This window comes from Bifidobacterium simiiventris, from assembly GCF_019331715.1.
Taxonomy (GTDB): domain Bacteria; phylum Actinomycetota; class Actinomycetes; order Actinomycetales; family Bifidobacteriaceae; genus Bifidobacterium; species Bifidobacterium simiiventris.
Window position 1 is genome coordinate 77,323 of record NZ_JAHBBG010000003.1, and the last position, 13,121, is coordinate 90,443.

The 13,121-nt window shown below is 65.7% G+C and carries 9 protein-coding genes; 7 read left to right on the forward strand and 2 right to left on the reverse strand.

Going from position 1 to position 13,121, the window contains the following annotated elements:
* Window positions 1-53: 53 nt before the first annotated feature.
* Window positions 54-920: a PucR family transcriptional regulator gene (locus tag KIH76_RS04560; protein ID WP_236036826.1), complete on the reverse strand. Its 867-nt coding sequence runs from the start codon at window positions 918-920 to the stop codon at window positions 54-56.
* 197 nt (window positions 921-1,117) lie between these two features.
* Here KIH76_RS04560 and dapE point away from each other — a divergent pair, with 197 nt between their 5' ends.
* The 6 genes from dapE to proB all read left to right on the forward strand — a co-directional run bounded on the left by dapE (window position 1,118) and on the right by proB (window position 10,097).
* Window positions 1,118-2,368, forward strand: coding sequence for a succinyl-diaminopimelate desuccinylase (gene dapE / locus KIH76_RS04565; protein ID WP_219069541.1), 1,251 nt, complete (start codon window positions 1,118-1,120; stop codon window positions 2,366-2,368).
* 460 nt (window positions 2,369-2,828) lie between these two features.
* Window positions 2,829-5,918 carry an Rne/Rng family ribonuclease gene (locus tag KIH76_RS04570; protein WP_219069543.1) on the forward strand — a complete coding sequence of 1,030 codons (3,090 nt, stop codon included), beginning with the start codon at window positions 2,829-2,831 and terminating at the stop codon, window positions 5,916-5,918.
* A 174-nt stretch (window positions 5,919-6,092) separates the two neighbouring features.
* Window positions 6,093-6,401, forward strand: a complete 309-nt coding sequence (gene rplU / locus KIH76_RS04575) for a 50S ribosomal protein L21 (protein ID WP_214372636.1) — start codon at window positions 6,093-6,095, stop codon at window positions 6,399-6,401.
* Between the two features lie 36 nt (window positions 6,402-6,437).
* Entirely contained in the window at window positions 6,438-6,689 is a 252-nt protein-coding gene (rpmA, locus tag KIH76_RS04580; RefSeq protein ID WP_152357956.1) for a 50S ribosomal protein L27, read from the forward strand.
* Between the two features lie 338 nt (window positions 6,690-7,027).
* On the forward strand, window positions 7,028-8,707 hold the full coding sequence (obgE, locus tag KIH76_RS04585) for a GTPase ObgE (RefSeq protein WP_219069545.1): 1,680 nt from the start codon (window positions 7,028-7,030) through the stop codon (window positions 8,705-8,707).
* 262 nt (window positions 8,708-8,969) lie between these two features.
* Window positions 8,970-10,097, forward strand: a complete 1,128-nt coding sequence (proB, locus tag KIH76_RS04590; protein WP_219069547.1) for a glutamate 5-kinase — start codon at window positions 8,970-8,972, stop codon at window positions 10,095-10,097.
* Between the two features lie 378 nt (window positions 10,098-10,475).
* On the opposite strand, the gene KIH76_RS04595 is transcribed toward proB, so the two are convergent.
* A complete protein-coding gene (locus KIH76_RS04595; RefSeq protein WP_214372630.1) occupies window positions 10,476-11,696 on the reverse strand; it encodes a polysaccharide deacetylase family protein in 1,221 nt (406 codons plus the stop codon).
* A 141-nt stretch (window positions 11,697-11,837) separates the two neighbouring features.
* Here KIH76_RS04595 and KIH76_RS04600 point away from each other — a divergent pair, with 141 nt between their 5' ends.
* Window positions 11,838-13,046 carry a pyridoxal phosphate-dependent aminotransferase gene (locus KIH76_RS04600; protein ID WP_214372628.1) on the forward strand — a complete coding sequence of 403 codons (1,209 nt, stop codon included), beginning with the start codon at window positions 11,838-11,840 and terminating at the stop codon, window positions 13,044-13,046.
* The last annotated feature ends 75 nt before the right edge of the window (window positions 13,047-13,121 follow it).

Consider the following 13,121-nt stretch of genomic DNA (forward strand, 5'->3'; position numbering starts at 1 on the left):
ATGATGTCTGGATATGCTCACTTACTGAGGTGAGTGATCGTGATTGGCCACAGTTAGTTCCGCATCATCCGGCCCAATGTGATGGCGGTGCGCAGCACGTAGGCCTCGCGCGGATCGGCCGCATCCCATCCGGTGGTGTCGGCCGCGCGCTTGAGCCGGTATCGCACGGTGTTCGGATGCACGTTCAACGCCTTCGCGGTCGTCTCCAACGATCCGCCTGACAACACGAACGTCGACACGGTCTCCAAGGTGGGATCATCCGGTCCGGCGGCGGTCAGGCTGCCGTACACGGCCTCGATCAGCTCGCGTCGTGCGTCCTCGTCGCCGAGCAGCGCGCGTTCGGGCAGGGCGTCCTCGGCGCGGATCAGCCGGAAAGACCGCGCCGGCGGCACCGTTCTCCCATTGCCGGCCATCGTCAACGCGGCGGCATCGCGCAACGCGGGCGCCGCCTCGATCGTCGACAACGCCGCGCGGATCGTCGCCGAAGCCCCGTCCACGCCGTGCCGCAGCGGTCCCAACGCCACCGGTCGTTCGACGTCGAACACCCCCATCATCGCGGTGCAGGTTACTTCGGGCGTCGCCGCGGCTTGCGCCGCGACCAACACCGCGCACATGCCGTGATGCAGACCGGCAATCGATAACGCGCCGCCCAGATCATGGGCCGTCTCGCGCAGTTTCGTCAACGTGTGCAGCGTTCTCGTTGCGGAGCCGGAGCCAGCTCCGGTCTGCGGCGCGAACCCGGCCACCGCGAAGCAGCGTATGTCATCCGGCCAGCCCAGTATGTGCAGCATCGATTCGACCCGTTGATCAGCCAATCCGTTCGCCAGGCATTCGAACGTCACGGCTTCCACGTTGCCGCCATGAGCCGTCACCATATCCAGAAAATCGCCGTGCGCGTACGATGCATCATTCCCGACCATGCCTTTCAGCATAGACCATGCGAGACTGCGGCGAACAGTGTTATGCAAATATGTGCATAGCTTTGCAGTGGTGGGGGCTTGCCGTCTGGAAAGAGAAGACGCGGGCGTCCGTAACGGCATCGGTGACGCGCGGCGCCGGCATTCGAAACATGGTACGCGACTCCTGCCGCGGCATGCGGATTCGGTAGGATGGCGGCATGACGAACGAATTGGCACAGCAGACGGTGACGGAACTCGGATTCGACGCGGACGCGACGCGCGAGCAGGCGCTTGCGACGTTGCTCGAGCAGGTCATGGGCGCGTATTCGGTGAGCGACGATGAAGGCCCGCTCGCGGACGCGGTGGAGGCGTTCCTGCGCAAGCAATCACATCTGACCGTGCGTCGCCACGGCGACACGGTCGTCGCGAGCGCCGATTTCGGCAAACCGCAGCGCGTGATCCTCGCCGGCCACATCGACACGGTGCCGGTGATCGACAATTTCCCGCCGCGCTGGCTCGAGCCGGGCGATCCGCTGATCCGTGAGGACGTGGCCGCCGCACATCCGGGGGAGCGTGTGTTGTGGGGGCGTGGCGCGACCGACATGAAGGCGTCGGATGCGGTGCTGCTGTACCTGGCCGCGGTGCTGAACGGCCGTGCCGAAGACGGCGGCATTGACCCGAAATACGATCTGACGTACGTGTTCTACGACCACGAGGAGGTCGCTGCGGAGAAGAACGGCCTGCGCAAGGTGGTCGAAGCGCATCCGGACTGGATCGCCGGCGACTTCGCGATCATCGGCGAGCCGACCGACTGCGGCATCGAGGGCGGCTGCAACGGCACGATCCGCTTCGACGTGATCACGCACGGCGTGGCCGCGCATTCGGCGCGCGCGTGGATGGGGGAGAACGCGATCCACAAGGCGGCCGAGATCCTGAACCGTCTGGCCGCGTACCAGCCGGCCGACGTGCCGGTGGACGGGCTCGTGTACCGCGAGGGCGTCAACGCGACGCTGATCTCCGGCGGCAAGGGCACGAACGTGATCCCCGACGAATGCCGCGTCCATGTGAACTACCGGTTCGCGCCTGACAAGACGATCGCCGAGGCCAAGGCGCTCATGATGGGCGCGGATTGCGGGGCCGGACTGGGCAACGGCGAGCATGTGGCGACCGGCGGCATGTTCGAGGGATTCGGCATCGAAATGGCCGACGAATCGCCGAGCGCCCGGCCTGGCATGGATTCGCCGCTGGCGGTCTCGCTGGCGCATCTGGTGCGCGAACGCACCGGACGCGATCCTCTTGCCAAGCTCGGTTGGACCGACGTGGCTCGCTTTGCGATCCTCGGCATTCCCGCCGTGAACCTCGGCGCCGGCAGCCCGTTGCTCGCTCACAAGCACGACGAGCAGCTCCCCGAATCCGAACTCACCCTCCTTGCGGATATCCTTCAGGAATGGCTAACCCGCGCCGAATAGGTAGCGTCGGCTGAGACATAGCCATATGCTGCGTGCAACCGTCACTATGTTCGAGCGATTGACGTGCCGACTCGAACATAGTGACGGTTTGGACTGTCGTTTTGTCACTATGTTCGCGGTATGGCGTCGATAGCTCGAACAGAGTGACGGTTGCACCGGGCAAGCACCCCGTGAACGGCCCGCGACTCGCGCGTGGCCGCATGATTCCGCCGTTGTTCACTGGCCGTCAATTTTTGTGTCATACTTAAAGGCGGCGGTTCTGCAAGCCGCCGAGCATCCGATGGCGTCGATCCCCTCGCGTGTGAATTCCGCGGGGCCGGTGTCCGCCGTCGCAGCATTGACTTTTTGACCGGTGCTTCATATGGCGCAATAGATGCGCGGCCGCGGTGAGAGCGCGGTGTGACGACCGTATGAGGCTTGACATAGGCGTTGCGATTGCAGCGCGGCGCCGAGGAGCATCGTGCCCAGTGTGAACCATGAGGGCTTTGGCGAAGCCGAAGCCGTTGACCAGAATTCAACCCAGAACAACGCGGATCAGGCCGTTCCGACGGCCGATGCTGCATCGCAGCCTGTAGTTTCCGCTCCGGCAGCCGCATCGTCCGCGACGACGTCCGGTTCGTCCGTGTCCGTCAACCCCACCCCGCGCCGTCGTCGTGGCGGCCGTCGCGTGGTGCGCGGCGCGGGTGCGGCAGGCGCCGCGCTCGAACTGACCGTGCAGGAGCACGCCGCGCCGCTGTTCGAGGAGCCGCGCGTCGCCGATATCGAGGCCGCGGAGGCCGCGCAGCGCAAGGACTCCGAGTCGTCGGCCGTTGTTCCGGCGGCCGGTTCGGACACCGATTCGCCGCGTCGATCGTCGCGTTCCGGCGCTCGTCGCCATTCGCTCGTGAACGACGACCAGTCCAATGACTTGCGTGCCGCGGCCGTGCATGATGATCGCGACGACCAGTCCGACGACGACCGTTCGTCGCGTCGCACCCGTTCGCGCCGTCGCCGTTCGTCCTACGACGACGATTACGACACTCGCTACGACGACGACCAGCCGTCCGGCCGTTCGCGCCGGCGTGGCCCAGTGTCGGATTACGAGCCGTTCAGCGACGATCGTCACGACGATCGTGCCAGCTCGCGCCGCAGCCGTTCTCATGACGACTACGGCGAGGAATCCAGCGATGAGCGTGCGTTCGACGCGCTTGACCTGCTGCCGATCGATTCATCGCCGCGCTCCGGTCGTCCGATGACCTCGTTGCTGTTCCAGGAGCCGGTGTTGCCGTCGACGACCGGACGTGCGGATCATCGTGACGATGATCGTACCGATGTCGTTGATGATCGTGGCTCGCGCCGTTCGGCTCGTGAAGATCGTGTGCGTGATGATGATCACGACGAATCGGAATCGAGCAATGCTGATCGCGACGCTGAGTCCGGCCGTTCGTCGCGCCGTTCCCGCCGTCGTCGCGGCACCAGCACCGAACTGACGGTCGTGCCGCAGGACACTGCAATCGATCGCAGCGCGAACGCCGACGATACGAACGCCGATCAGAACGCGAGCGACAACGACTCCGCGCAGGCCGACGGATCGTCCGCGTCCGGCCGCTCGCGCCGTTCCCGCCGTCTGAACGCGCAGGAGCGCCGCGCCGCCGCCGAGGTCGAACAGATCGAGGAGGATCTCGAGTTCGACGACATCACGTATGCGCCGATCACCGAAGAGGATCTGTCGGAAGGCCCGACCCGTTCCCGCCGTCGCCGTCGCCGCGGCAACCGCGACACGGAACGCGAGACGAACGCCGCCGAGGAGAGCGCGACTGCAAACGTTGACGACTCCGACTCCGACGACCGTGACGAGTCTCCGCGTCGCCGCCGCGAGGACGAGGAATCCGAGGATTCGACCGTCACGCGCCGCCGTCGCCGCCGTCGTTCCAAGTCGGGCGAGGAGGCCGTCGAGGATCTCGTGCCGCGCCGCTCGCGCAAGCAGCAGTACATCGACGAGATCACCGACATTGAAGGCTCTACGCGACTCGAGGCCAAGAAGCAGCGTCGCCGCGACAACCGTCGCGAACGTTCGCGCCAGTCCACGATCCTCGAGCAGGATTTCCTTGCGCGCCGCGAGAACGTCGAGCGTCTGATGGTGGTGCGCGAACGCGGTCGCCACACGCAGATCTCGGTGATCGAGGACAACGTGCTCGTCGAGCATTACGTGTCCGATATCCAGGAAGTTGCGACCGTTGGCAACGTGTATCTCGGCCGCGTGCAGAACGTGCTGCCGAGCATGGAGGCCGCGTTCGTCGACATCGGACAGGCGCGCAACGGCGTGCTGTACGCGGGCGAGGTCAACTGGGACGCGGCGCGTCTCGACGGCCAGCCGCGACGCATCGAACTCGCGTTCAAGTCGGGCGATCCGGTGCTCGTGCAGGTCACCAAGGACCCGATCGGCCACAAGGGCGCGCGACTCACTTCGCAGGTCACGCTGGCCGGCCGCTTCCTCGTGCTCGTGCCGTCCGGCGGCATGACCGGCGTGAGCCGCAAGCTCAGCGACCGCGAACGTTCGCGTCTGAAGAACATCGTCTCGAAGATCGCGCCGAAGGACATGGGCGTGATCATCCGCACGGCCGCCGAAGGCGCGTCCGAAGAGGCGATTGTGAAGGATTTGGAAAGCCTGGTGCGCCAGTGGGAACGCATCACCGCCAAGCGCGACGAGTTCCTGCACGGCCGCCGTCCCAAGCTCCTGCAGGGCGAGCCGGATGTGGCGATCCGCGTGGTGCGTGACATCTTCAACGACGACTTCAAGCAGATGATCGTCGAAGGCGACAAGGTGTACGAGCGCATCGAGGAATACCTCGAGACGATGGCCCCCGACCTGCGCGACAAGCTCGTCAAGTGGGACCCGGCCGAGCACAACGGCAAGGACGTGTTCGACAAGTGGCAGATCGACTCGCAGCTTCGCAAGGGCATGGAACGTCAGGTGTACCTGCCGTCCGGCGGCTCGATCGTCATCGACCGCACCGAGGCCATGACCACGATCGACGTGAACACTGGTCGCTTCATTGGCCGTGGCAAGTCGCTCGAGGAGACGGTGACCCGGTGCAACCTCGAGGCTGCGGAGGAGATCGCGCGCCAGCTGCGGCTGCGCGACATCGGCGGCATGGTGATGATCGACTTCGTCGACATGGTCATGCCCGCGAACCGCGACCTCGTGCTGCGCCGGCTGGTCGAATGCCTGGCGCGCGACCGCACCAAGCACCAGGTGGCGGAGGTCACCTCGCTCGGCCTCGTGCAGATGACGCGCAAGCGCATCGGCCAGGGCCTGGTGGAGGCGTTCTCCGAGGAATGCCCGACCTGCAAGGGCCGCGGCTTCATCCTCCACGACGAGCCGACCGTGAACGCCGACTATGACGATCCGTACGCGCTCAAGGGCGGCGACCCGTTCATCAAGACGAACAAGCACGGCCGCGGCACGGATGTGCAGGTTCCGCAAGGATCCTCCCCGGACGTGAAGGCCAAGCTCGCCGCGATCGCTGCGGCCGCCGTCGCCGCGAACAACGCCGACAGCGAGGAGTGACCGTCTCCTGTCTGACACCATAATTTAAGATATTCCGGGCGTGTCGAGTTTGACACGCCCGGAATTCAACTTGCGTTAGTACAGGGGTCGGTGTACGTTAGACAGTCGGTGTCTGACCAGCGGCTTGCGTGCGTCAGGCAAGTAGCTTTATAACACCATAGCAAGGAACGAAGAATGTACGCGATTGTGAAGGCCGGTGGCCATCAGGAAAAGGTCGAGGTCGGTGACGTGATCCTCGTGAACCGTCTCGACGCCAAGAAGGGCGATGCCGTGGAGTTCCCGGCTGCCCTCGTTGTCGACGGTGCCAAGGTCACCCTGGCCGCCGCTGATCTGGCGAAGGTGTCCGTCAAGGCCGAAGTTGTTGACGATGAGGCCAAGGGCCCCAAGATCAACATCATGAAGTACAAGAACAAGACCGGCGTTGCCCGTCGCAAGGGTCACCGCCAGAAGCTGACCGCCGTCAAGATCACGGCGATCGCCTGATTTCAGGCTTGGGCTTAGGACCGAAAGGAACAGATCATGGCACACAAGAAGGGCGCTTCCAGCTCGCGCAACGGTCGCGATTCTAACGCGCAATACCTCGGCGTGAAGAAGTTCGGCGGCGAAGCCGTCGTGGCCGGCAACATCATCATCCGCCAGCGTGGCACCAAGTTCCACCCGGGCGAGAACGTCGGCATGGGCAAGGATCACACCCTGTTCGCCCTCACCGACGGTAGCGTGAAGTTCGGCGTTCGCCGCGACCGCAAGGTCGTCGACGTGATCGCCGCCTGAGCACGCCATCCCAAGCGTTAAAGCCGCGCCCCACCGGACGCGGCTTTTTCTATATCCCCTCCCTCCACGCGATCCACAAACACACCCCCTTCTGGATCGTAAAGTATCCCGTCTCTGCGTACTCTACGCAACCCATCACTGCATTCCGGAACATTCCGCACATACGTAGCGGGGGATCGGGATATGTATTGCCAGACCGTAAGACTTGGCCGAGCGGCCTGGAGCGTGTCTGGCAATACATATCCCGATCCCGCGCGGTAGGGTCACCAACATAACGTCGAGTATCGGCACAGTCAGCAACGCAGAACCAAGACCAACGGCAACGATAAGGTAAGCACATGAGTGATTTTGTGGATCGCGTAACCGTCCATGTCAAGGGCGGCGACGGCGGCAACGGCTCCGCCGGCATCCGACGTGAAAAGTACAAGCCGCTCGCCGGCCCGAACGGCGGTAACGGCGGCGACGGCGGCTCCGTCATCTTCGAGGCGACGCGCAACGCGAACAGCCTGCTCGACTACCGTTTCGTGCCGCACCGCGCGGCCGGCAACGGCACGATGGGCCTGGGCGACACGAAGGACGGCTCCAAGGGCGACGATCTGATCCTGCCGGTTCCGGTCGGCACGGTCGTCTTCGAGGCCAAGGGCGCGGCCGGTCAGTCGAAGCGTCCCGGCGAGCAGCTCGCCGACCTGCGCCACGAGGGTGATCGTTTCGTCGCCGCGTATGGCGGTGCCGGCGGTCTTGGCAATGCGGCTCTCGCGAATCGTACGCGCCGCGCCCCGGGCTTCGCGCTGCTCGGCGAGCTGGGCGAGGAGCGCGATGTGATCCTCGAACTCAAGTCGATCGCCGATGTCGCGCTGGTCGGCTTCCCGTCGGCCGGCAAGTCCAGTCTGATCGCCGCGATGAGTTCGGCCAAGCCGAAGATCGCGGATTATCCGTTCACCACGCTCGTGCCGAACCTCGGCGTGGTCATGGCCGGCGACTCGCGCTATACGATCGCCGACGTGCCGGGTCTGATTCCGGGCGCGTCCGAGGGCAAGGGCCTTGGCCTTGAGTTCCTGCGCCACATCGAGCGCACGGAGATCATTGCGCATGTGATCGACTGCGCCACGCTCGAGCCGGACCGTGACCCGATGAGCGACTATCAGGCGCTTGAGCACGAGCTGGCCGAGTACGCCGACAAGCTCGAACTGCCGTTGGGCGCGATTCCGATTCCGGACCGCCCGCGCATCATCATCCTCAACAAGATCGACGTGCCGGAGGCCAAGGAACTGGCCGATTTCGTGCGTCCGGACTTCGAGAAGCTCGGCTTCAAGGTCTTCGAGGTGTCCACCGCCTCGCATGCCGGTTTGAAGGAACTTGGCTTCGCGCTGGCCGCGATGGTCGCGGACATGCGGGCCGAGGTGGCCAAGCGCGAGCAGGCCGAGGAGGAGGCCCGCGTGGTCATCAAGCCGCTCGAGCAGGGCGGTCGCCGCCGTCGCCGCGCCGACGAGGGCGGCAGCGCGCTCGACTTCACGGTGGAGCGTCGCGAAAGCGCGGACGGCTCGCAGTTCTGGTTCGAGGTGCGCGGCACCAAGCCGGAGCGCTGGGTCATGCAGACGAACTTCGACAACGACGAGGCCGTCGGCTATCTCGCCGACCGCCTGGCCAAGCTGGGCGTGGAGGACGAGTTGCGCCGGCAGGGCGCGAAGCCGGGCGACGAAGTGCGTATCGGCCGTGGCCCGCGCGCGGTCGAGTTCGACTGGGATCCGACGATCGCGGCCGGCGCGGAGATGCTGGACGGCGCGCAGCTGGGCGCCCGCGGCAAGGATCTGCGCCTGGAGACCGAGGAGCCGGGCGGCCGTCGCCGTACGAACTCCGAACGTCGCCGCCAGTACCACGAGATGATGGACGCGCGTGCGGCCGTGCGCGAGGCGATGGCCGCGGAACGTGCGGCCGGCCACTGGGCCGACCCGTCCGTCGACGACGACCGTCACGACGAGACGAGCCTGTTCGGCCGCGGCGACACGGACGAGGAGTGATCATACTCTTGGCCCCCTCGGTTGGGGCCGAGCCGTGAAGCAAACGCCGGCGGCGTTTGTAGGCGAGGTGCGAGCGACAGCGAGCCAGCAGAGCGCGGCCGTAGGCCGTCCGCAGTTGCAGGACGCTGTCAGCGCAGCTGACTGGGGGAGCGTCAACGCAATGGAACGTTCTAAACCTCCTGACTACCCCTCAGTCATGCGTAGCATGACAGCTCCCCTGACAAGGGGAGCCGAGGATGGGTGAGGACTAGAGGGGGCAAGCATGCTTACGGAGGCCGAGGTGCGCCGCGCGATCGCGGCCGCGCAGACCGTCGTCGTCAAGGTCGGATCGAGTTCGCTGACCAAGCCGTCCGGTCATCTGGATGCCGGCAAACTCGGCGCGCTGGTCGCCGCGCTGTCGGCGGCCGTGCGGCAGGGCGCGCGCGTCGTGCTTGTCTCGTCCGGCGCGATCGCGGCCGGTTTCGGCCCGCTCGGCTTCGACTCCCGACCGACTGACGTCGCCACGCAGCAGGCGACCGCCGCAGTCGGTCAGGGACTGCTTATGGCCCAGTATGAGGCCGCGTTCGGCCGGTTCGGCGTACGTGTCGGGCAGATTCTGATCACCGCGGAGGATACGATCAGACCGCAGCAGTACCGCAACGTGCAGCGCACGCTCGGTCGTCTGCTCGATCTCGGTGTCGTGCCGATCGTCAACGAGAACGATTCGCTGGCGAGCAACGAGATTCGCTTCGGCGACAACGACCGACTGTCGGCGCTGGTGGCGAATCTCGTGCGGGCCGACGCGCTCGTGCTGCTCACGGACGTGGACGCGCTGTACACCGCGCCGCCGTCCGAACCGGGATCGCGAAAGATTTCGTTTGTACCGAATGTGGTCGAGACGCTTGACAACGTGCGCATCGGCGGGTCGACGTCCGGCGTGGGCACGGGCGGCATGGTGACCAAGCTGGAGGCGGCGCGCGTGGCCGCGGCGTCCGGCATCCCGACCGTGATGACATGTGCCCGGTTCGCGGGGCCGGCCCTGATGGGCGACCCGGTGGGCACGGCGTTCGCACCGGTCAAGCAGCGTGGATCGTCACGCCGGCTGTGGATCGGGTTCGCGGCGAATCCGCGCGGGGTGTTGGTGGCCGACGCGGGCGCGGCTTCGGCGGTGCGCGGCGGGCGTGCGAGCCTGTTGGCCGCGGGCGTACTCGAGGTGCATGGCGAGTTCTCGGCCGGCGACCCGGTGTGGATCGATGACGAGGCCGGCACGCATCTGGCGCGCGGGTTGGCGGGCTTCGACTCCGAGGAGATCCCGCAGATGCTCGGCCGCACCACCACGCAGCTCAAGCGCTTCCTCGGCGAGGAATACGCCCATCCGCTCGTCCACCGCGACAACCTCGTGCTGGTATAGAGTCTGGTCCCGGCTGATCGATCTGGGCCGACCTGGACAGTCGATGGGGCTGTGGCCATACCGGTTTGGCGGCCGGTTCGGATCCAAGATCGGTCTGACCGAATCGGCCGGGGAAAGTCGGTCTATCTTTCGGATTCTCCGTCAAAAGTGGGTATTTCCGGATCCACGAATCCATAGGTGGGTATTTCCGGACCATTAACCGATCGAAATCAGCTCCAAGTAGTTGAGAAATACCCACCTTTCGTCTTCTGGCCATTTTCGGGTCCGGATTTACCCACTTATGATCAAGTCGGTCTGCGCCGGGGTCCGGATTTACCCACCTATAACCGAGTCAGGATTCGAATCCACCCGTTATCGGGAACCCGCCGTCCGGGCGCGTCACTGAATCGCGGCAGCGAACGCATCCAGCGTGCCGTCTCCCTGAATCCGCACGCGCGGCAGCAGCGTCGGATCGTCACCGACCATCGCCCATCCGTACGCCGTCGTGAACGCGAGCGGCACGCCGGCCTCGGCCACCGCGGCCTGCGCGTCCGGGGTCGTGTCACCGAACGGATACGCGAACGCCTGCATCGACCCGGTCACCAACGCGGACTGTTTGAGATCGGCTACGATCTCGTCCTTCGTCATCGCGCTGATCCGCCCGCCATGACCGACCGTGCCGCCCGCACGATGCATGTCGAACGAATGCGACTCATACTCCAGATACGGCGACGCGTGCTGCTTCATCTTGTTCAGCGCGTCGCCGTCCGACCCGATGACGAACGACGTGGCCGGCACCCGGTACTTGGTCAGCATCGGCTCGCCGTAGCGGAAGAAGCGCGGCTCGCCGTCGTCGAACGTGAGTACGACGCTGCGCGCGGGCAGGGAATGCGTGCCGTCAATGAACGCGCTCACCTCGGCCCACGACGGGAAGTAGAAATCGTGCTCGGTGAGGTACGTGAGCTGCTGTTCGAGCGACGTGACCGGGATGAAGTTCGCGTTGAGATCGGCGGGCGGGTCGGCTGGATCGTACACGTAGTGGTACATGAGCACAGGGATGCCGGCGGACTGCGTGTCCATCGACTCGACGACCTTGACCGTGCGCGTGACGGTCGCGGCGTGGCCCTGCGAGTCGCGCACGGCGTACCGGATGCCGTAGTCGCCGGGCGTGGCCGTGTCGACCGTGCCGCTGACGGTGATCTTCGACGTGAGCACGCCGTCGGTCGGCTCGATCGCGTGCGCGCCGCCCTCGACGTATTGCTCGCCCTTGAGCACGTAGGTGACGGCGGAACCGTTCAGGCCGATCGTGATGTCGCCGGGGTCGGGTTCGGGCGCGGAACGGCGGCTGAGCGGATCGTGCGTGGGGTTGGTTGTGGTTCCGTTGACGTCGCCGCCGGACGACTGGCCGGTGACGTTGGTACGGACGAAGTAGCGCGGGACGGCGTATGCGACAGCGAACACGATCGCGAAGACGGACAGCGCGGCCACCGCGTTGCGTAATCCGACAAGTGCGACGCCGATCCAGCGACGGTGCGCGGTGACCTGTGCATGCGAACGATCGCTGACGTGCTGGCCGAGACGTTCGCCGTCGTGGCGCGAAGGATGGCTGGAACCGGTCATGGCAACTCCTTCGTAATATCTTCTCGTAGCACCATTGCACCATACGTCGTATCCAATCGGTCTGGCTGATCATGCCGTGCGATCGGCGACGCGACACGCTTCCATACATCGTGCGCCGGGGCTATCTTAGAAGCCATGACTATGGCTGACTGGCAGACTCTTTCCGACCGTATCAACAACGTGGCACCCAGCGCGACGCTGGCCGTCGATGCCAAGGCGAAGGCGATGAAGGCCGCCGGGCTCGATGTGATCGGCTTCGGCGCGGGAGAGCCGAACTTCCCGACCCCCGACTATGTGGTCGACGCGGCCGCCGCGGCGTGCCGTGACCCGAAGAACTACAAGTACACGCCGACGCCGGGCCTGCCCGAGCTGCGCGAGGCGATCGCGGCGAAGACCCTGCGCGACTCCGGCTACGAGGTGAGCGCCGACCAGGTCGTGGTGACCAACGGCGGCAAGCAGGCCGTGTATTCGACGTTCCAAGTGCTGCTCAACGACGGCGACGAGGTCATCATCCCGACCCCGTACTGGACGAGCTACCCGGAGGCCGTCAAGCTCGCCGGCGGCAAGCCGGTGCTGGTGTTCGCGGGCGGCGAGCGCGGTTTCGAGCCGGATCTTGACGCGCTGGAGGCGGCGCGCACCGAACGCACGAAGGCGATCATCGTCAACTCGCCGAACAACCCGACCGGCGCGTTGTGGTCGGCCGAGACGATTCGCGGCATTGCGAAGTGGGCCATCGAGCACCACATCTGGATCATCTCCGACGAGATCTACGAACATCTCAACTACGACGGCGCGAAGACCACGTACATCGGCGCGGCCGTGCCGGAATGCCGCGACCAGCTCATCGTGCTCAACGGCGTGGCGAAGACGTACGCGATGCCGGGCTGGCGCGTCGGCTGGCTGATCGCGCCGCTGCCGGTCGCCAAGGCCGCGTCCAAGCTGCAGGGCCATATGACGTCGAACGTGGCGAACGTGTCGCAGCGCGCGGCGCTGGCGGCCGTGTCCGGTCCGCTCGACGTGGTGTATGCGATGCGTGAGGCGTTCGACGCGCGACGCAAGGCGATCGTCGCCGCGTTGAACGACATCGACGGCGTGATCTGCCCGACGCCGACCGGCGCGTTCTACGCGTTCGCCGACGTGAGCGGACTGCTGAACCGTCCGCTGGGGGAGCGGGGCACCGTGTGCGCGACTTCCTCCGAACTGGCCGCCGCGCTGCTCGAGGAGGCCCATGTGGCCGCCGTGCCGGGCGAGGCGTTCGGCGCCCCCGGATACCTGCGCTTCTCCTACGCGCTCGCCGACGACCAGCTCGCCGAAGGCATGCGCCGGTTCAAGGAGTGGGCGAGCCGTTAAACGAACAGCCCAGTGGGCTGTTCGTAGGTGAGCCCTGAGCGAGGCCGATAGGCTGAGCGAAGGCAGACTTGAGTC

Excerpts from the sequence above, each read along its gene's own strand:
- KIH76_RS04595 (WP_214372630.1), bottom strand. The coding sequence starts at position 11,696 with ATGACCGGTTCCAGCCATCCTTCGCGCCACGACGGCGAACGTCTCGGC.
- obgE (WP_219069545.1), top strand. The coding sequence starts at position 7,028 with ATGAGTGATTTTGTGGATCGCGTAACCGTCCATGTCAAGGGCGGCGAC.
- KIH76_RS04600 (WP_214372628.1), top strand. The coding sequence starts at position 11,838 with ATGGCTGACTGGCAGACTCTTTCCGACCGTATCAACAACGTGGCACCC.
- dapE (WP_219069541.1), top strand. The coding sequence starts at position 1,118 with ATGACGAACGAATTGGCACAGCAGACGGTGACGGAACTCGGATTCGAC.
- rplU (WP_214372636.1), top strand. The coding sequence starts at position 6,093 with ATGTACGCGATTGTGAAGGCCGGTGGCCATCAGGAAAAGGTCGAGGTC.
- rpmA (WP_152357956.1), top strand. The coding sequence starts at position 6,438 with ATGGCACACAAGAAGGGCGCTTCCAGCTCGCGCAACGGTCGCGATTCT.
- KIH76_RS04560 (WP_236036826.1), bottom strand. The coding sequence starts at position 920 with ATGGTCGGGAATGATGCATCGTACGCGCACGGCGATTTTCTGGATATG.
- proB (WP_219069547.1), top strand. The coding sequence starts at position 8,970 with ATGCTTACGGAGGCCGAGGTGCGCCGCGCGATCGCGGCCGCGCAGACC.